Annotated in this window: 15 protein-coding genes and 1 pseudogene; 11 read left to right on the top strand and 5 right to left on the bottom strand. The window is 53.3% G+C overall.

All coding sequences use genetic code 11. From position 1 onward, the window contains the following. Positions 1 to 17: 17 nt before the first annotated feature. Positions 18 to 1538, bottom strand: coding sequence for an aldehyde dehydrogenase family protein (locus BFP96_RS02055; RefSeq protein ID WP_065935484.1), 1521 nt, complete (start codon positions 1536 to 1538; stop codon positions 18 to 20). Between the two features lie 385 nt (positions 1539 to 1923). Between BFP96_RS02055 and BFP96_RS02050 the strand changes: the two genes are divergently transcribed. Further along, a complete protein-coding gene (locus BFP96_RS02050) occupies positions 1924 to 2556 on the top strand; it encodes a TetR/AcrR family transcriptional regulator (RefSeq protein ID WP_015372130.1) in 633 nt (210 codons plus the stop codon). On the opposite strand, the gene BFP96_RS02045 is transcribed toward BFP96_RS02050, so the two are convergent. The 4 genes from BFP96_RS02045 to BFP96_RS02030 form a co-directional block, all read right to left on the bottom strand. After that, positions 2540 to 3538, bottom strand: a complete 999-nt coding sequence (locus tag BFP96_RS02045; protein WP_236708818.1) for a LysR family transcriptional regulator — start codon at positions 3536 to 3538, stop codon at positions 2540 to 2542. The two genes, BFP96_RS02050 and BFP96_RS02045, sit on opposite strands and share 17 nt — an antisense overlap. Positions 3539 to 3775: 237 nt before the next feature. Next, on the bottom strand, positions 3776 to 5080 hold the full coding sequence (locus tag BFP96_RS02040; protein WP_056858402.1) for an NAD(P)/FAD-dependent oxidoreductase: 1305 nt from the start codon (positions 5078 to 5080) through the stop codon (positions 3776 to 3778). A gap of 71 nt (positions 5081 to 5151) precedes the next feature. Beyond that, a complete protein-coding gene (locus BFP96_RS02035) occupies positions 5152 to 5592 on the bottom strand; it encodes a Rid family hydrolase (RefSeq protein WP_003232737.1) in 441 nt (146 codons plus the stop codon). Positions 5593 to 5645: 53 nt separating this feature from the next. Then, positions 5646 to 6785, bottom strand: a complete 1140-nt coding sequence (locus BFP96_RS02030; RefSeq protein ID WP_015372127.1) for a tyramine oxidase subunit B — start codon at positions 6783 to 6785, stop codon at positions 5646 to 5648. 483 nt (positions 6786 to 7268) lie between these two features. Between BFP96_RS02030 and BFP96_RS02025 the strand changes: the two genes are divergently transcribed. The 10 genes and pseudogenes from BFP96_RS02025 (at position 7269) to BFP96_RS01980 (ending at position 19419) form a co-directional block, all read left to right on the top strand. Further along, positions 7269 to 7775 carry a nuclear transport factor 2 family protein gene (locus BFP96_RS02025; RefSeq protein WP_065935483.1) on the top strand — a complete coding sequence of 169 codons (507 nt, stop codon included), beginning with the start codon at positions 7269 to 7271 and terminating at the stop codon, positions 7773 to 7775. Further along, a complete protein-coding gene (locus BFP96_RS02020; RefSeq protein WP_065892722.1) occupies positions 7772 to 8872 on the top strand; it encodes an amidase in 1101 nt (366 codons plus the stop codon). The genes BFP96_RS02025 and BFP96_RS02020 overlap by 4 nt, the downstream gene beginning before the upstream one ends. 590 nt (positions 8873 to 9462) lie before the next feature. Then, the gene (locus BFP96_RS02015) at positions 9463 to 10887 is read left to right on the top strand and encodes an APC family permease (RefSeq protein WP_065892723.1); all 1425 of its coding nucleotides are present in this window, start codon (positions 9463 to 9465) and stop codon (positions 10885 to 10887) included. Positions 10888 to 11052: 165 nt separating this feature from the next. Next, a complete protein-coding gene (locus BFP96_RS02010; protein WP_015372123.1) occupies positions 11053 to 12336 on the top strand; it encodes an aromatic ring-hydroxylating oxygenase subunit alpha in 1284 nt (427 codons plus the stop codon). Beyond that, positions 12337 to 12813, top strand: coding sequence for an aromatic-ring-hydroxylating dioxygenase subunit beta (locus BFP96_RS02005; RefSeq protein WP_015372122.1), 477 nt, complete (start codon positions 12337 to 12339; stop codon positions 12811 to 12813). A 503-nt stretch (positions 12814 to 13316) separates the two neighbouring features. Next, on the top strand, positions 13317 to 14642 hold the full coding sequence (locus BFP96_RS02000; protein WP_041931474.1) for a hypothetical protein: 1326 nt from the start codon (positions 13317 to 13319) through the stop codon (positions 14640 to 14642). A gap of 732 nt (positions 14643 to 15374) precedes the next feature. Further along, positions 15375 to 15545, top strand: a pseudogene (locus BFP96_RS01995) (alpha/beta fold hydrolase); the annotation flags it as partial. Continuing rightward, a complete protein-coding gene (locus BFP96_RS01990) occupies positions 15542 to 16738 on the top strand; it encodes a multidrug effflux MFS transporter (protein WP_065935482.1) in 1197 nt (398 codons plus the stop codon). The pseudogene BFP96_RS01995 and the gene BFP96_RS01990, both read left to right, overlap by 4 nt. A 122-nt stretch (positions 16739 to 16860) precedes the next feature. Further along, positions 16861 to 18168, top strand: a complete 1308-nt coding sequence (locus tag BFP96_RS01985; protein WP_065935481.1) for an NAD(P)/FAD-dependent oxidoreductase — start codon at positions 16861 to 16863, stop codon at positions 18166 to 18168. 6 nt (positions 18169 to 18174) lie between these two features. Then, complete coding sequence (locus tag BFP96_RS01980; protein WP_240998955.1) at positions 18175 to 19419, top strand: MFS transporter; 1245 nt, start codon at positions 18175 to 18177, stop codon at positions 19417 to 19419. Positions 19420 to 19431: the final 12 nt, after the last annotated feature.

The raw sequence follows: 19431 nt of genomic DNA, 5'->3' as shown, positions 1-19431 counted from the left end.
AAAAAGGTCGCCAATCTTCATTCAGCCTGATCAAAAACACGCATAACACCGGCCTTGAGTGACGTATGGGCGAGTAAGCCTTCTTCACCCAATTCATGACCTGCGCCTGAATCCTTCATGCCGCCGAAGGGGAGACTGAGATCCAGCACATTGTGGTTATTGATCCAGATAGTGCCTGCTTTCACGCCGCAGAAGAAGCTCGTGATCCGATCAACGTTTTTGGTCCAGATACTGGCCCCCAAACCAAATGAGGTCGCATTGGCGCGCTGGATAACCTCACGGTCGTCCTTGAAGGAAAAGGCTGTTAGCACCGGCCCAAAAATCTCCTTTTGGGATGTGATGCTGTTGTTTGTAAGGTCGGTCAAAATGGTAGGCTGAATATAAGCGCCAGGGCTGTTGATCGTTTCGCCCCCACACAGTAATTCTGCACCGGACTCAAGGCCCTGGTGGATCATGCTCATCACCTTGTCGCGGTGGGCGTGATGAACTAGTGGACCCATCTGCGAACTTAAATCCAGACCCGGGCCAATTTTGATGGTCCGTGCGATTTCAGCGACTCCAGCAGTGACTTCGGCGTAGTGGCGTTCGTGGACGTACAGCCGAGAACCTGCGCAGCAGTTTTGACCATGATTGCCGAAAATAGCCCAGGCAGCGCCGGGAATAGCGATGTTCAGATCGGCATCTTCGGCGATGACGACCGGTGACTTACCGCCGAGTTCAAGCGTGTATTTTTTCATCAGGGGCGCTGCTATTGCGGCGATTCGTTTCCCTGTCTCAGTCGAGCCTGTAAAACTTATCTTGTCCACGCCAGGGTGCTCAACAAGCGCCGCACCTACTTCATGACCTAGGCCGGTAATGACATTGACAACTCCAGGTGGAATGCCAGCTTCATTACACAGCTCCGCCAGGCGCAAAGTAGTGAACGGGGTTTGCTCAGCGGGCTTGAGAACAACAGTGCACCCTGTTGCAAGAACAGGTGCCAATTTCCAGACCGCTTGGCAAAGCGGAACGTTCCACGGGGTAATTGCTGCGACGACACCCAGTGGCGATCGTTTTGTGAAACCAAAGAATTTTTGATCCGGCAGGTAAGGAACGGACAGATCCAGGGTTTTTCCAGAGATTTTGGTGGACCACCCGGCCATATAACGCAGCGTATAAACCGACAGGTCCGCATCGAATGCGCGAGTGTTTCGAATAAGGCGGCCACTGCTGAGCGTCTCGAGTTCAGAAAGCTCCTGAGCATTTTCCGCAATCAAATCAGCGAGCCGCAGCATCAAAGCTTCACGTTGATAGGGTCTCATTCTGGACCAGGCGCTGTCTTCAAATGCCTTGCGTGCAGCGGCCACTGCCAGGTCGACGTCAAATTGGTCTGCCTGTGCGATTTGACCTAATTCAAGACCGTTACTAGGATCGGCGATAGAAAAGTATTTTTCTGAATGCGGGTCCCTGAACTCACCATTAATGAAGATTTGGGTACGTTTGCCGATCCTGGATTTAGCCCCAGAGGTGAGGTGTTCGTAGTTATTTGCCAATGTCATGATCGAATGCCCATTGTTATTGTTTCAGGGGCCGCTATCGTACTAGCGGAATATAAAGGAAATTAATATCCCGCACCGTCACGAGTTGGACAATGACAGCAGAGGTACCTATTGTTGCCCTTGCTGCAACAAAGGCGAATCATCCAGGTGGTGCGTCCAATGTCTCACTTGCGTGTAGGGCGGATTGGTTTTTGCTGATCGTGCCCTAGGTCGTGGACCATGACTGCACTAAGCTGAGACGATGACGATATCGGGTAAAACAGTAGTGCATCTGACCGGGCAGGTATATCTGGCCTGTATGGAATACAAGCAAGTATGGTCTTTAAGGCGAATTAAGAGTGTTGTATAATTTCTGCAAAATTTTTACGTAAAAAGGAAATTCTCAATGAGGGTTGCTAAAAACAATCAAAAGACTGAAGAGAAACGTACGGCTATTTTGGTCGAGGCAAGGATGGTATTTCTCGACTCGGGAAATGCTGGATTCAGTATGAGAAGCGTGGCTAAAAAAGTCGATATGTCGCTGAGTCATCTTCAATATTTTTTTCCGACCAAAGATCAACTATTTTTGGAGATGGTCAGGTATACCGTAAATGACTATCTGAAAAATTATAAACTCATCATGATGGAGTCCTATAATAGTCCCGAACAACAGATGTGTGCTGTGTTGGATTATTTGTTTAGCGATCTCATGCGACTGGATGTTACAGCTATCTTCGTCGAGCTCTGGGGGATGGCACTCCGGGATGTAGAGGCGCGCCTTTTTCAGCGTAAACTGTACAGAGTCAATAGGCGAAAATTTTCGACAATCCTTACCAGGGTTTACCCTGATGCATCGCGTGAGACCATCAAGCGGGTCGCAACCCAGGTGCTGTTACACATCGATGGCATTATGGTGCTTTACATGGTGGATTGGCCGGATGCGCAGAATTATGAGCGAATAGTTCAAGACGCTAAATCCATCATATGGAGAATCATGGAAAATATCGCTCAGAAAAAAGAGGCTAGTCAACTGCCGTAGCTATGGCATTTTTCCGAACCAAGAAAATCTTATTGGGATTTCTGCTGGTGCAGTCACGAATGCGCCGAATCTGTGCGTTTATCGCCATTGCCAAGTAATGCACCAAATCACGCGAAAGAGGGGACAGCTTCCTGGATTGGCGCGAAATAATTTGTACTTGTGTTACATTCAATGCGTGATAATCGATAGGAATAGCTTTTAATGTGCCGTTGCATAACTCATCAATGACGGGAAAGTCACTGAGTATTGTCGAGGCTATGCCATTGCGCGTGAGGTCCAACATTATCTTCAGTGAGTTTGAAGTAATGTAAGGCTGGAAGTGAGCGCTGCTTTCACTTTGCAACTGATCAATAATTCCTCTGATCCGGTACTCAGGCGGGGGTAGAACAATATCTTCGTCAGCCAGGTCTTGAAGACTGAGTATCGATCTGCCCGCCAGCGAATGGTCGGGGTGGACAATAGCTCTCATGGGTTGATCGAAAGAATGGAGCCTATTGATGTTGGTGGTCTTGGTAGGGGAAAACACCAATCCTATGTCTGCTTCGTCTTCAGCGACCATTCGCTCAACTTCGTGAGAGGGCGCAATCAACAGCTCAGTGTGCGATTGTCGGTTAGCTTTGAAAAATTGATAAAGCTCACCTATGGCCTGAGTACTAAGTAGTCCTTCGCCCACCGCAATGCTGGTTCTATTTAAATATCCTTCTTTGAGTTGGCCGAGTTTTTTCAAAAGTTGATTGTGATGACCCATACGCTCAACATAATAATCAACTGCAGCCTGACCTGCGGCGGTCAGGCAGATCCTGTGAGTACCTTCTTGTATGAGCTGAATACCTAGATCGGACTCCAGTTTCGCAATCTGGCGACTGATGGAGGAGACGGCGAGCTCCAGCTCTTCGGCCGCCGCGCGCATGGTTCCCAGTCTGGAGCTCAAATACAGATACTTGAAGCGTTGATCTTGAAGCTCAGTTTGGGAATTCATCATGGGTGCCTCGCACGGTTCGCATCATCAAGTTTTTTATTATGTTGATGAATCTATGCTAGTGAATGCCGGGAAGCAATACTGTGGGCTAGTTTTTTTGGTCAGTGACCTACAATATTTTTATAGCTTTTTGATCTAAGAAGGTTTTTCTGTCTGCGCCGAAATTTGCGGTTCTAGGTTGCATAGTTAGCTTTCTATAGGACTCTTGATTGCTGAGGTACCCCTGATTTTCTGGCTTGATCAGCTGTGCTGGCGCTTGAGGTGATACGGTGCGGGATTAACTATGGGGGTGTCGCCAGTGACGAGATCAGCGACCAGTTGTCCGGCTGCTGGAGAGGTTCCAAAACCATGCCCTGAGAATCCGGAAGCAAGCGTCAAACCCGGGATTTTATCTACGGGGGATATCACTGGGAGGCCGTCCGGCGTTACATCGATCATGCCAGCCCATTCGAGTTCTATGGTGGCTTTTTTAAAAGCGGGCCAAGCTTCAGTGAGATTGCGTAATGCAGCCCGATTCAGTCCGTGATTGACGTTTGGGTCTATTGTCCGTCTCTGCTCGAAAGCAGAGGTACCTTGGTCAGAACTGCGTCGCGACAGGGCCAGTTCTGTCATGAACTCTCGTCCCAGGGAAAGATTCATGTTTTTCCATTGAGAACGCAGTGTGGAAAAGTAGTGATGCCCGATCAGCAAGCTGTCAGGTACGATCGGCACCATGAAAGCTCCCCGGTTCGTAATGATGTATCCGCCGTCCTGGTGTTTGCGAAAAGAGATATCTGGAGTGCCTACTGCGACTTCAGTCATTCCCTCTATCGTCAGAGGAGCCGTTCGAAGGACTGAGGCGACTACCGGTAACGTCAAGAGGGGAACACCGCAGGTAGCCAGAAAGCGTCTCGACCACATGCCGCCGGAAAGGATTACGTTATCGCAACGCACTTCCCCCCGCTCGGTTACAACACCGCTTACTCTGCCTGCCGACATGGATAGCGTTCGCACCGCGCAGTTCTCCACGATGATAACGCCTTTAGCGATAGCCGCCCGTGCGATGGCACTGCTGGCAAGAGTAGGTTCTGCTCGGCCATCAGAGGCTGTATAAATTCCGCCTGCCCAATCGACGGTGCACCCTGGAGAAATATCAGCGATTTCTCTCGCCGTGACCAGGCGTGAGTCGAGCGAGGCATCAGCGACTGAGTTCAACCATTCTTGATGTGAAGCCATTTCCCCGGCTGAGCTGGCGGTATACAAAATACCGGTCTGTCTGTAGCCAACATCGGCATTGAGCCGTTGTGCCATGGTGCTCCATAGTTTTTCTGCGGCGATTGAAAGAGGGAGGTCCAGTTTGGCCCGCCCCATTTTCCTGATCCACCCCAGATTTCGCGAGGATTGTTCGCCAGCAATTCGGCCCTTTTCAAGTACTGTGACGGGGATGCCACGTTCTGCCAGCGACAATGCCGCAGTGAGTCCGATAATGCCCCCTCCGATCACCACCACTGTCGTGGCGGCAGGAAGAACGACAGAAGTCTGAACGGGAGAGATAGAGGGGGCCAAGTTTCTTGTCCTTGATACTGTATACGTTATCGAAAGTGCACTGAATCGCTACGCCCTGAGGCTGCTAAGTGTCACGTATTGTTATGAGTAATCGTGATTTCTTTGACATTGGCCTTTGAGACCCCGCGATAGGCGGTGACTTCAATTTCAACTTTGTATATCTCAGATCCCAGAGGAGGGCTGGTCAGCGTCAGCGTTGGATTAATACCGCGCATTTTTTCTGCGTAGGTGGCCATTACGATATCTATGTCCTTCGCAAACGGTATGAACACGCGCGCGGCAACGATATCGCCAAGCGAAGCGTCAACGGCCGAAAGGGCATGTTCTATATTGGCCAAGACTTGAAGGGTCTGCTCAGCCGGGTCTTCGGGCATTTCCTTTGTGGCGGGATTGCGGCCGGCGGTATTGGATACGAAAATCAGATCGCCGACGGCGATGAGGCGCGAATAGCTACCCAGCTCCTCAAACTTGGATCCGGTTTTAACTTTAATAACGTCGATAACTTCTTTCATGTGGAGTGTCCGGTATTCAATGAAAACTCAGAAGGCGCGGTGGCCGTGCGGGATCAACTTAGCGTTGGGGTTTCCCAGAGATTAAGTTTGACGCCTATGCCTTTTTCGCAGGCATTGCGATAAATCACGGTGCCCCACGCAACGTCTTCTACCGGCATACCGCCGACGGACATGATGATGATTTCATCGTCGTTTTTGCGGCCAGGTGCTTCACCGACAACAATCTTGCCCAGATCCTCGAGCTGGTCAGGTGACATTTTTCCTTCGTCTATCAGATCCAGGAATTGGATGCCCACTACTGGCACGATGTTGTGCACTGGCTTGGGATTTTCTTCATGCCATGCCTGGTAGAGAGAAGGATTGTCCAGAACCTTGCGGATGTCGGGTGACTGCATGCCTTCATCGATACTCGTCAAGGCGGGCATGGACAGAAACGTACCAGGGCTTAACCATTCACGCTTCACCACAGGATAGGCAGAGGCATCGCCAATTGCTCCGGAATTGCAGAATGTGACGATGTCACAGTCGCGTACCACAGCTTCGTTGGTGTCAACCACATGAATGTTGACAATCTGCGGAAAAGTCTCACGAACCCACGATGTAAACGCATCGATATTTTTTTGGCCGCGTCCTTTGACTTTAACTGTGTCAATCTCAGGACATTCGGCAACGAATGCCGAAAGTGAGGTCTTCGCCATCACACCTGGACCCAGGATGCCAACCACCTTCGAATTCTTTTTGGCCAGATGGCGGGCGCCTACGCCAGGCACGGCGCCTGTTCGATAAGCAGAAAGAAGATTCGCTGACATGATTGCCAGAGGAGCGCCCGTATCGGCATCGTTGAGTACGAACAGAAGGATGGAGCGGGGGAGGCCCTTCTCTCTATTCGCGATGTTGGATCCGTACCATTTCATCCCGGCTGTTCGAAATTGACCGCCAAGGTACGCAGGCATCGCCATGAAGCGTCGATCGGGGGTAGGTTTGGGCATGTCCGGAAAAGGTGAGTCTTCGGGAAATACCACCACAGATCCGTGGGAGTTGTTATTGGGACCTGCCATCCGGTAGTCGCCGTGGTACATCAGGGAAAACATTTCTTCCATCGTGTCAACGCAGGCTGCCATATTGGTGACGCCCGCCTGAATCATGTCCGGTTCGGAGAGGTAAATGAAATCAATATTTGGTAAGTTGTGCATAGTCGTTGATGCTCATTTTGAAATACTGCTCTTGCCGCTGATACGAACCTTTCTCAGCGGGGACGTGATCTGACCGGTTGCGCTCTAACCTTCAACGCCGTTGTCATTCTGAATCGAACGGTCCAAATCGCAGGGCCTTCGAATAATCGGGTGAGCCATGACGGTTATGCGCTTTTTTCGGCGCTTAACTGCTCCAAATCAGCCTTGGAGCATTCGGCATGAGTTCTGGCGCTCAAGCTAAACTAGGTAACAGACCACGCTTATCCTACAGTTCGTTTTTTTGAACTCGATGACATTCGAGGCGACACTTGTTGTGGTAATGACAACGCTTGCGCTAGCAGGGTATAGCGGCTATTCCGGTCAAGCACCGATCAACATCATTGCCTAAAAAGCAACATGATCCCTGGTTGCTGTGATTGTGGCCCGATTTCTATGTCAGTAATTTCCTTGTCTTGTTTTTGCAGATTCGACAGGAGCCTTTTCATGATTTCCCCCATTTCTGACATTTCCCTGCTGGAAGAGCGTATTCGGGTACTTGAGGCCGAATCTGCGGTTCGCCATTTACTGAATCGGTATATGTTTTTGTGCGACGTTCCCGGGCCTGAAACACGTGAAAGCGAGCTGGGCCAATTGTTCTGCCAGGACGCAGTTTGGCAGGGGGTCGGTTCTCGGTATGCCCTTAAGTTTGGTCGTGTAGGCGGACGCAAAGCGATAGTGGCGATGCTCATGAGTTACCTGCCGCCGGCTCCACACTTTCTGTCAAATATGCACTTTCTTTCCGGTGAGCAGATATCTGTCGATGGTTTTCAAGCCAAAGGCCGATGGGTAATGCAGCAACTCAGTCGCTACGAGTCTGGCCAATCAGGATCAATTGTCGCCGCCCTCAGCGTGGAATTTCTCTGGGAGGCAGACGCCTGGCGCATCTCCTCTTTTTCAACTGAACGCGTTGATGCCTTTCGTCTCGAGAATGTCCAGGGGGCGTCACTGTGAGCCCGCTGGTCATTGAAGGTTGCATCGGGGGGCCAGGTCGGACGGTCGCCATCAAGGATTCTTTGGATGTGGCAGGTTGGCCAACACGGTGTGGGAGTCGTGCTTTCGAACACGCCCCGCCAGCCCAAAACCATGCAACTGTTGTGAAGGCGCTTCTCGACGATGGTTGGCAAATCATTGGCAAGACTGTGCTGCATGAGCTGGCTTTCGGTGTGACCGGTATCAACGAGTGGGCTGGAACGCCAGTTAATCCACAGGCACCAGATCGGATACCTGGTGGCTCTTCCAGTGGCTCAGCGGTCATCGTTGCTCAGGGAAATGTGGATGTGGCATTGGGTACTGATACAGGAGGTTCTGTGCGCATGCCGGCTGCTTGCTGTGGGGTCTTGGGTCTCAAGCCATCGTTCGGTCGTTTGAGTCGTCACGGTGTGTATCCGGCCTCCAGTTCTCTTGATGTTGTAGGACCCATGGCTCGTGATCTCGAGACGCTCGTGGCCGCGATGACTTCAATGGACTCAACTTTCTCGGCGCATAAGCCTCTCGGGAAATTTCGGGTAGGTTTAGTCAATGTCTCTTGCGATCCTGCGATTGAGCAAGCCATACGGAACGAGATGAATCGTCGCGGCTGGGCCTGGGAAGTCGTCACGCTGCCGCTTCTTGATCAGGCATTCGAAGCTGCATTGACCGTAATTAATGCTGAAACGTGGGCTGCTTATAGTCATTACACCGGCCAGGCTTTACTGGGTGCCGATATTGAGGCGAGGTTACTGCGTGCGGCCGACACTGATGCCGTGGCCGTACAAGCAGCGAATGCGGTGCGCATGGCATTCAGCGAACAGGTAGACCATTTGCTGGAACGCTTCGATACACTCGTCCTTCCGAGTTTGCCTCGTCTGCCACCGCTATTGGTCGATGTGTGCAAGGGTGAATCGGTGATCGATCTGACGCGCTTCCTCAGGCCGTTCAACTTGAGCGGGCACCCTGCATTGAGTGTGCCAATTCCCTATCCGGGTTCCTCCATTAAAACCGGCCTGCAACTCATCGGAGCAAAGGGTGACGATGCACGTCTGTGTGCCATTGCTGGTGCGTTCCTTTGAATAAATCAGCGTTCGTCATCGAGCGCAGCAAGCACGCGGGTCAGGCGGTGCAATCAGCAGGCGGTGCAAGCAAAAAGTGACTCAGTTCCTTCTCGGGCGACCAAGGACCTGATCAGGGATGTCACCCAAAAGGTTGCAGCGTTGCAATCTGTACAACGAATGTCGCTTACGGTGTCATCGTTTCCGCGGCGAAGTACTGCAAGGATACCGGTAGGCCGTACACCGCTATGAAGCCGGCGACATGTGATGCGCAATCTACATCGCGCCGACAATTAGAAGGATACGCTTGAACCAGATTCAATCCGATTGCCACGGCCAGGAATATACACTGCACATTGATGCCTCATTGAATAGGCGTCATGAATCGTGTCATCGAAGACAAGTTCCTGAGTACCCGCCTTTTGGCAAGATAAGCGTTTGGTGAACTTGGCAACGAGTGGAGAGCGATATAAAGAATAGCCAGGCTGCGGTTTTCAGGGGCAGCGCGCAGGTATTGCTTGCGCTTGAGGAGCGCTCGCGTTGGTCCGCAAGGATGCTGCTGCATCGATTTATTTCCGTTATTCATAAAATAATTAGAGTGGAGAATTGGGATGACAGAGCTATCCGAGCCCCTATCTGCAGATGTGCCTGCAGGCGGCCAGCAATTAGAAGGTAATCTAAGTGCTTATAAAATCGCGTTATTGGTGATTGCAGCCGCAGGACCGTTAGGGGCGGTTCTCACCGCAGCCCCTATTGCTTTTGAGCACGGTAATGGCGCTGGCCTTGCCGGAGCATTCCTGCTGGCAGGAATTCTGATGATTTTTTTCTCGATAGGGTATGGCGAATTAATCCGGGCGATCCCGGGGGCCGGCGCATTTTACAAATACCTCACGGTGATCTTTGGACGGGGCGTAGGAGCGGGGGCGGCATGGGTTGCCTTAGCCTCTTATCTGGCGATTACCACGGCGATTGCTGTGGCGTCCGGGTATTACACGAATATGACCCTGCAAGGGTTTGGTATTGATATCGGCTGGGCAGCATGGACCGTCTTATATGTGGGGGCGATCTGTTACCTGGGTCGGGCGAATATTGATTTTGCCGCAAAGATCCTCGTGCCTTTGGTGCTTGCAGAGTTCTTTGTGCTTTTTCTACTGGGTATTTCCATATTCTTGGATAAAGGTCTTAACGCCCTCCCGGTTCAAGCCATCTCGGTGGACGCAATAATGTTGCCGGGGCTGGGGGTTGGGCTCATGGTGGCGCTGGCATCATTCCTCGGTGTCGAGTCCGCCGCGCTTTATGCGATGGAAGCCAGGAAGCCAGCAAAAACCATTCCGCATGCCACTCGTTTGGCGGTCGTTTTGGTAGGCGTCGCCTACTTGATCATTATCTGGCTGATCATCGGTGAGGTTGGGTTTGACTCCATCAAGGACGAGGCAGCAATAGCGAAGGGCGGGTTGGTCATTAATCTGTTCACGACTCGTCTGGGTAGCACGATGGCGACGATTGTTTCCCTCATGCTCTGCACCAGCAACTTTTGCTGTTTGTTGTCACTGCATAATGCTGCGACGCGCTATGTTCAAGTTTTGGCCAAAGACAGACACTTGCCGAATGTGCTTTCACATGTTCATGAAACGAAAAAATCTCCAGCCAATGCTAGTCTTCTTGTAACCGTGCTCGTTGCGCTGACCATTATCGTCTCTTCCTCCCTGGGCTATGACGCCTTTGTATTTTTGTTTCCCGTAACGGTGGCATTGTCGACGCTTGGATTGATAGGGCTTCAGACATTTGTCACATTGGGGGTCGTCGTTCACTTCAAAAAAGCCAACGATAAACGGTATTTTAAAACATTACTCTGCCCACTCATCGCACTGGCGGGTCTTAGTACTGCCGTTTATCTTATCTACGATAATTACGGCATGCTAACGGGCAGTGAATCTGCCTGGGTCAATGGCACTCCATTACTTCTGGTTGTCTTGTTTCTCTACGGGATAATCAAGGGGCGCTTCAGGAAAGCTGACTCCTCCGGGATCAAATGATATAGGCCTTACCTAAACCGCCGTTAAGCTTGATCCAGGTGGGCTTACGCTTGTTGTCTTTAAAACAATAAACCTCTCGCGGTCGGCGGTTGATGAGCTGTGGGTGCGGGCTTAAGGTTATTTAAAAATGACTCTCGTCACATTGCGATAGAAAGGTAATTAATTGTGAGCGATTTAATTAACGTTGTCGGGTTTGATATGGAGCCCGCAAGCTTGGTCAAGCACGACCGCGTGCACACCTCGTTGTACACCGACGCCAAGCTGTTTGACATGGAACTGGAAAAGATTTTCTACAGTACCTGGGTCTGGGTCGCGCACGTCAGCGAGATCCCGGAGGCGGGCAGCTACAAAAGCACCTACATCGGCAAGCAGCCGGTGATCGTGGTGCGCGACCGCAAGAAACAGGTCCATGTGCACCTCAACCGCTGCCGCCATCGCGGCGCTACGGTATGCGAACACAAGAAGGGCAAGACCAACAGCTTTGTCTGCCCATATCACGGCTGGAGTTACGCGCTGGATGGTTCACTGCGTGGTGTGCCGAGCCCTGAAAGCTACGGTGATTGCCTGGATAAGGGCGAGCTGCCTCTGGTCAGCCTGCGTGTTGAAGAATACGCGGGCATGCTGTTTGCCACGCTCAAGGATGACATCGAACCATTGGTCGACTTCCTCGGGCCTGCCAAGAAATGGATCGACCTTTTCATGAAGCAGGGCGCCGGTTACCCGATCAAGGTCCCAGGCGAGCACCGTTTTCGCTTTCCGGGCAACTGGAAAATCCAGCTGGAAAATACCACAGACGCTTACCACTTCCCTCTGGTGCACAAGTCATTCCTGGCATCGGTTGATGAGCAAACCCTCAAACTGTTCGACTTCGTTGAAGGGCCGGGTTACGTCGAAGACCTTGGTAACGGGCACAGCGTAATGGTGATGATCCCCGACCTGGTGGATCTTGAAGCCGATCTCGACAAACCGATTCCGGAGCGCTTCGAGGAGCTTGCTGCGCAATTGCGCGAAGACGGTATCGAAGAGCAGCAAGTGCGCCGTATTGTTCGTGCTGTCGGTGGCTCGGGTTTCAATCTTAACCTGTTCCCCAACGTTGCCTGTTCCATGGCGTTTTTCCGCGCGCTGCAACCGATATCGGTGACAGAAACAGAAATTCATCACTCGGTAATCACCATGGACGGCGGCCCTGCTATAGCCAACCGCTACCGCCTGCGTTTGCATGAGCACTTCCAGGGTCCGATGGGCTTTGGTACTCCGGACGATTCCGAAGCCTGGGAGCGTGTGCAGAAAGGCGCCAGTGCTGGCGAAGACCTGTGGATCATGTTGAACCGTGGCCTGCCGGGTGAGAAACCGACCGAAGACGGGCTGGTCAGCGACGTAAGCGCCGAGACCGGCATGCGCGCTGCTTACCAGCAGTGGAAAAAGATGATGACGGCAGAGACTAAGTAAATGAACCTGCAATTACTGAACCAAGTCACCGCTTTTATCTGGGCTGAAGGCGACATGCTCGACCATGGCGAATTCGACACCTGGTTGAGCCTGTGGAACGAAAAGGGTACTTACATTATCCCGATCAATCCCAAGGAAGAAGACTTCGAAAACACCCTCAACTACGCCTATGACAATCATCACATGCGTCAGTTACGAATCCAGCGTCTGACCGGAGGTGATTCGATTTCCACCAGCCCGCAGCCGCGTACCGTGCGCACCCTGTCACGTTTTCGTGTGCTGTTCGAAAGCGATGAAAAAGTGACGGTCCGTTGCGCGCAAAACGTGCGCGAGTTCCGTAAGGACTCGCTCAAACATTACAGCGCGGACATCGTCTACGAGCTTGAACGCGTCAGTGACACTTTCAAGATTCAGCGTAAGTTGATTCGTTTGATCAACGCTGACGACGCGCTCGCTGGGATAGGTTATATACTTTAAGTTAACAGTTCGGGTGCCGAAGACGAGGAGTGTCCGAACTGTTTCTGCCGACTATAACAGTGGTGCCTTCTGACACTCGCCAAGCGTTTTGATCGGAAGGCACTTTGTCGGGGTTGAACAGGGTCTACTGAGGGTGTCGGTTATAGATTTAAATATCAGTCTCTGTAGAGGCGGGTGTTTTCTGTCGGGTCAGCATACTCAAATTTTTAGCCCTTCTTATACGTGGCACAGGCTCTACAGAAAAAGCACGTCAGACTCGATTGTTGTACAGATAATAATGCTCATGTTAGGCCTGCTAGAGAGGTATTCAAGCAAGATATCGCGAGGAGGTGAAGATTTAAAAAAACGCAACAGATGTTTAAAGCATAGACTGCGCAACTATTAATCGGTAGCTCGCATTGACTACCCCAACGACTGCAGAATCCTGGCGGCATTTAAATGCAGGTGAGGAATAGCCCATTTAATGTATCGCTTAACCCAATAAAAAAAATGGAAATGCAACCATGCGTCGATATTCCCTGCTTCACTTTTGTACCCTCGCTGCACTGTTCAATGCAACAACTCCCGCGGGCGCTTATGAGCTTTTTTCCCGAGATGACACCCATCTCAATGCTAACTTGGATGCGGTTTTTGGCGTTTTCCACAGTCGTGAAAGTTATCCAGCCTCTGGCCGGTTAACACAGGGGGCGTCCTCATGGCGAGAGGGCTACATCAAGTACGGCGTGAGCGGCGATCAGGGATTGCGAGGCGCAGGGACGGCCTATGGTGCCTTCTCACTGGTCAGTTCGGCCACTTGGGGGGACGGGGACGCTGCTGGCTACACTGATGGATCTGAGCGCACCACCAAGATTGAAGATGCTTATTTGGGATGGCGCTCGGGCAACCTGGTTGAAGTCCTTGGCAAAGACGGCATCGACTTTTCATTCGGTCGACAGAATATTGCAGTGGGCGACGGCTTCCTTATTCAGGGCGATGCCTTCAGTGCAGGTCGCGGCCTCGGCGACGGGCAGTACAATCGTGGAGGTGCTTTCTACGTGGCTGCCCGCAAAGCGTTCGATAAGACAGCCGTGTTGCGCATTGGCGGTAAAGAGGGCTGGCGTGGCGATCTGATGTGGCTTAAATCCGATAACCCCTCTCAGGCCAATACCGAGATGTACGTCGGTACGCTGGAACACGTGGCTGCAGCCGGTACGGTTGGCCTGACGTACATCAACACCACGAAAATCGCTGAACAGTACGCTTCGCCCCTGCAGCTTGAGCGTGAAGGCATGAAGACCTACAGCGTGCGCGCAGTGGGTAATGCTGGCGTGGAAAACCTGTTTTTGTCGGGTGAATACGCCAGGCAAAACAAACCGAATGCGGCGAATGAGGACGCTTGGTATCTGGAAGCAGGGTGGACCTTTGCTGATGCTCCGTGGAGGCCGAGCGCCAGCTATCGCTACAGCCGCTTTTCAGAAGGTTATGACACCTTGTTTTATGGGACGGGTCGTGGCTACGGCACATGGTTCCAGGGTGAAGTGGCCAGTAACTATGCCGGCCCCTTCAACAATAACGCTCGTATCCAGAATGTTACGTTCAAGGTCAATCCTTTGGAAAGCCTGACCCTCGGAGCCATGTACTTTAATTACGACACCATCGATCGTAACGTGAGTAACACCGATGGTCATGAAATCGACTTGTATGCCGAATGGCGCGTTAATCAGCACTTGACCGTTTTGCCGTTGTTAGGCATCTACCAGCCAGACAAGAGCGCAGAGAAGGGGGGGACGCAGTTGGGTAACAACGATACAAATGTGTACACCCAGTTGGTGTTTTCTACGACATTTTGATACCTGGCAGGTGACTGATGTCACCTGTTTTTGTTCCTCGCCGTTTAGATAAAGTTGTATCCCTGCACACGCCATAGCTCACCGTCGGATCGCCGAGTTTTGCCTGGCAAACGTTCTGTACTTCTTGCGAGATCTAGCTTGATCAAAGAAAAGCATGACGTAAATAACGCAGTCAGCACTAGAAACCGGCAGAGCGTTTCATCCGTGCGCCTGGAATAGTTTCCACTTTTGCTCCTTGGTGGAGGTGCCCTCGTTCCCGAGGGCACCCTTTTTAGACAGCCACTCTTTTTGAGCGGTTCTTGGCCGCTTTATTCTGGCGTTGCGTTTCCCAAGACTATTTCGTCTGGAGCACTCACGATTTTAGCCCCATCGACTTTCCTGACAGCGTCGCCGCGACATCGAGCATCATTTCGCGCCAACGCCGAGGGCCGGCTTGAAGCTTGATGTCCGAAATTTACAATACCGTCACCAACCGCACGCCGATACTCGACCTCGATAGCGTGGGAGCAGTCGATACCTCCTTCAGTCGAGAATAATAATGTCCACTACCACAAACATAGACTTGATCTACTTGTCCGAGCGCGTATCGCTTCGATCGTTTCTGATTTGACCCAAACCTCATGCCACTGTAGGAGCGAGGTTGCTCGCTCCTACGCAGATTAGCGGAGCGAAGCTATGCACTCAGCCAGCAGTTTCTTCACCACTCGAGCAGGCCTGAACCTGCATGTCCTGCGCTCGGACTTTCTGCCGGCGGCGACCCTGCAAGCCATGCGCGACTGCAATGCGCAGGTGCGCACCGCCGAAGTCGCGGACGCCAGCCATTATGTGCACGACGACCAGGGCGCGGGCCTCAACCGCCTGGTCATCGAGTTTCTTCACAGACTCGCGATTTCCGGTCGATGAACCCGCGGGCACGCCTGATTGTATTGCTCTCATCATTGACGGCCTTCGGGCCGTTTTCGATTGACACTTACCTGCCCAGCTTCCCGCAAATCGCCGAGGACCTGTCGACCAGCACTGCGCAGGTGCAACACACCATCAGCGCGTTTCTCGCCGGGCTGTGCCTGGGCATGTTGTGCTACGGCCCGTTGTCCGACCGCTATGGCCGACGCCCTCTGCTGCTTGGCAGCCTGGTGCTGTACGCGGCAGCGACCCTGGGTTGCCTGTTTGCCGGCAGCGTCGAACAATTGATTGCCTGGCGCTTTTTCCAGGCGCTCGGTGGCGCGGGCGCGCTGGTACTGGCGCGCGCCGTTGCCAGGGACATGGTCGGCCTGGTGGAGGCCGCCAAAGTGCTGTCGTGGATGCACGTGTTGACGATGATGGCGACACTGGTCGCGCCGATGATCGGCACCTGGCTGGTGCTGATCCAGGGTTGGCGCACGATCTTCGCGACCTTGTTCATCCTGTCCAGCCTGTGCCTGTTGCTGGTTACCCTGACGCTTAAGGAAAGCCTGCCGATACAGGATCGCGGCGCGTCCGTGGCGGCGGCTTTCGCGGCCTACCTTGCCATTGCCCGCCAGCCCAGGGCGGTGGCACTGATCCTGTGCATGGCCTTGGGCTTTGGCGGCATGTTCGCCTTTATCACCGCTTCGCCTTTCGTGTACGTGATGTATTTCGGTGCCTCGCCTCGGGTATTCAGCGCATTGTTCGCCTTGAACATCCTCGGCATCATCCTGGTGACCTTCATCAATGCGCGCTGGGTCGGCCGTTATGGGCCGCAACGCATGCTCGGCGTGGGCGCGGTGCTGGTCAGCGGGGCAGGGCTGGGGCTGATGCTGGTCGGCTATACCGAATGGGGTGGACTGGCGAGTATCGTGTGTTGCATGGCGCTGTACATGGGTGTGACCGGGTTGATCGGCGCCAATTGCATGGCCAGCCTGATGACGCTGTTTCCACGCCGGGCCGGCGCGAGCGTGGCGTTGGGGATTTCGGTGCAATTTGCCACTGGCGCGCTGGCCAGTGTGTGGGTCAGCGAGTTGGCTGATGGCACCGCGTGGCCGATGTGCCTGGTGGTGGGGTGTTGCGGGTTGGGTAGTCTCGTCGCTTATGCGGTGAGCCGTCGCCTGCCTGCTCGGGCGGTCGCAATGCAAGCTTGAGTCCGGTGGCAGTTGAGTTGTCAGCCCTGACCAAGAATTCGGCAATACTGGACATGCCAGCCAGGCAAATCCGCTACACACTGTAGGCGTGATAGGCCCTGATAATAAAAAGGTAGTCTGGTATGTCGTTGTCTCTGGAAAACCCTTCTTCGTACTACACCATGACCCGTAAATACGATCTGTATTATCGGGATCTCGAAGGGGATATCGAGGCAGAGGTTGTGATTATCAGGGGCGGTTTTTCGGGTATCAACACGGCGCTGGAGCTGGCCGAGCGCGGTATCACCAACGTGGTGATGCTGGAAGCCAATTACTTGGGCTTCGGCGGTTCGGGGCGCAACGGCGGCCACGAGATGGCGGGCATCGGCCATGATCTGGAGAATATCGAAAAGGACGTCGGCCCCGAGGGGCTCAAGGCAATCTTCGAGATCAGCGACCTGGGTGCAAGCCTGATCAAGCAACACATGGCGCGGTATGACATCCAGGCAGATTTTCGGCACGGTTATGGTTACCTGGGCTTCAATAAGCGCCAGGGGAAGCTGTTGCAGTCCTGGGCCAAGGGTTTCCAGAGCCTGAATCCGGATCAAGAAATCACTTACCTGGAAGGTTACGAAGTGCGCAGCATCGTCGGGTCCGATATCTACACCTGCGCGCTCAAGCATATGGGCAATGGGCATATCCATTCGCTGAACCTGCTGCTGGGGCAGGCTCAGGCATTCACTGAAATCCATGGCAGCAGGATTTTCGAGCAGTCTCCTGTGCTTGAGGTGAACTATGGGACTCAAGTCCCCGCGCGAACCGCAAAAGGGTCGGTCAAGGCCGACAAACTGCTGTTTGCGTGCGGGGCCTTTCTCAACAAGCTGGACCGCTCGCTCGACAACTCCACCATCAACGTCTACGCAATCAATACGGTCACCGAGCCGCTGACCAATGAAATGATCGAGCGCATCAGCCCGATCCGTGGCGCCTTCAGCGATATCACGCCGATCATTGATTATTACCGGATCACCGCGGATAACCGGCTGATGTACGGCACCGCCGGCATGCTGCTCGAGTATGTCCCGCTGGACCTGAAGGCGTGGAACCATAAAAAGATGCTGAAACTGTTTCCCTACCTTGCCACCACCAAAATCGATTTGGCCTGGGGCGGCCCGATGGATTGCTCGTTGAACCTCTTCCCGCAGGTCGGCACGTTGGATGAGCATCCGAATGTGTTCTATGTGCAGGGATATTCCGGGTTCGGGGTCACACCCAGCCAGGTGATCGCCAGAGTCATCGCCGACGGCATGAGCGGTGGCTCGCCCGCCTGGGACGCGATGAGTTCAATTCCGCGCAAGCGTATTTTCGGCAAGGATCGTTTCAGGGCAGTGCTGTGCTCTCTGGGCAAGGTTTCTCGCCAACTCAATGCCTACCGTGTAGGCCGTCGTTAAGCAAACGTGGACTTCTGTTCATCAAGCCGGGATACCTCAATGAAAATTACAAAAAAAAATCCGATCGATAAAACTTCCGTTTACTTGTGTGCAGGGCTGGTCTCGGGGGCGGGCGCACTATTATTGAACGTGCTGCCGGTCCTGTTTGGAGCGTTTGCCGAGCGATTCGGGCTGGGCGAGCACCAACTGGGTAACCTCGCCATGGCGATGAACCTGGGATTCGGCGCGTTCGGGCTGGCGTCATTGCTGTGGATTCACCGGCTCAGCTGGCGGGTTATTTCGGCGTTGTCGTCGGCGCTGGTGGTGGGCGCGGTGTTGTTTGTTTTGCGCGAGCCTTCCTATGAAATGCTGCAGGTGATCATGGCCTTGGCGGGTGCCGGGACAGGCGCCTTGTATGCCCTGGCCATGACGATTTTCGGTGACAGCTCTCGGCCCGAACGTGCGTTTGGTTTCAAGCTGGGTATCGAGACGGTACCGGGCGCCTTCCTGCTCATCCTGCTGCCAGTGGCGGTGGCGCCGGTGTGGGGCTTTGAAGGCATGTTGATCACCATCGCCCTTGCCATGGTGGTGATGGGCATTCTGCCGCTGCCTTGGGTGCCGCGTCGCAGCGAGCGCCAATTGGATGCGTCCGATGCTGCTGTCCAGATTGCCAGTACTGAGAGTCGCGCCATCGTGTGGTTGAGTCTGGTGGCCAGCCTGGTGTTCCTGACCGGCATCATGTCGGTGTGGGCGTTTCTCGAACTGATGGGGAAAAAGACCGGACTGAGCTCCGATACCATCGGGATGGTGCTGGCGCTGGGCTTTTTGATCAATGCAGGCGGTGGTTTCATCGCGTCGGCAATCGGCCTGAAGGTGGGGCGCTTCATGCCGGTGGCGGTTATCATACTCGCGGAGTTGCTGGGCCTGGTGGCGCTGGCGCAGTTTTCCTCTCTGACGACCTATGTCGTAGGGGTCATTTGCTTCCTGTTTTCGATCAGCTTCGTGCTGGCTTACACCTTTGGCGTCATGGCCGAGTTCGACCTGTCGGGCAAGCTTGTCGCGTTGGGCGCACTGTGCCTGTCTCTCGGTGCGGCATTCGGGCCAGCTATCGGTGGGTTCCTGATCGAGGCGTTTGGCTACTCAGCGGTATTCGTGTTCTCTGGCGCCTGTTCGGTTGCGGTCCTGGCCATCTATGGTGCTGCGGTGTTGAGAGCTCGGTTGGCGTTCAATCGCGCCAGGGATTCAGACACCGCAGTCATGTCCAGACTGTGAAGCAGGCGACCA

This window comes from Pseudomonas sp. 34 E 7 (assembly GCF_900005715.1).
GTDB classification, from domain to species: Bacteria; Pseudomonadota; Gammaproteobacteria; order Pseudomonadales; family Pseudomonadaceae; genus Aquipseudomonas; species Aquipseudomonas orientalis_A.
This window is presented reverse-complemented; position numbering and strand designations above follow the sequence as displayed.

Coding starts and splice junctions, on each gene's coding strand:
- BFP96_RS02055 (WP_065935484.1), bottom strand. CDS start 1,538: ATGACATTGGCAAATAACTACGAACACCTCACCTCTGGGGCTAAATCC.
- BFP96_RS02050 (WP_015372130.1), top strand. CDS start 1,924: ATGAGGGTTGCTAAAAACAATCAAAAGACTGAAGAGAAACGTACGGCT.
- BFP96_RS02045 (WP_236708818.1), bottom strand. CDS start 3,538: ATGATGAATTCCCAAACTGAGCTTCAAGATCAACGCTTCAAGTATCTG.
- BFP96_RS02035 (WP_003232737.1), bottom strand. CDS start 5,592: ATGAAAGAAGTTATCGACGTTATTAAAGTTAAAACCGGATCCAAGTTT.
- BFP96_RS02030 (WP_015372127.1), bottom strand. CDS start 6,785: ATGCACAACTTACCAAATATTGATTTCATTTACCTCTCCGAACCGGAC.
- BFP96_RS02025 (WP_065935483.1), top strand. CDS start 7,269: ATGATTTCCCCCATTTCTGACATTTCCCTGCTGGAAGAGCGTATTCGG.
- BFP96_RS02015 (WP_065892723.1), top strand. CDS start 9,463: ATGACAGAGCTATCCGAGCCCCTATCTGCAGATGTGCCTGCAGGCGGC.
- BFP96_RS02005 (WP_015372122.1), top strand. CDS start 12,337: ATGAACCTGCAATTACTGAACCAAGTCACCGCTTTTATCTGGGCTGAA.
- BFP96_RS02000 (WP_041931474.1), top strand. CDS start 13,317: ATGCGTCGATATTCCCTGCTTCACTTTTGTACCCTCGCTGCACTGTTC.
- BFP96_RS01990 (WP_065935482.1), top strand. CDS start 15,542: ATGAACCCGCGGGCACGCCTGATTGTATTGCTCTCATCATTGACGGCC.
- BFP96_RS01985 (WP_065935481.1), top strand. CDS start 16,861: ATGTCGTTGTCTCTGGAAAACCCTTCTTCGTACTACACCATGACCCGT.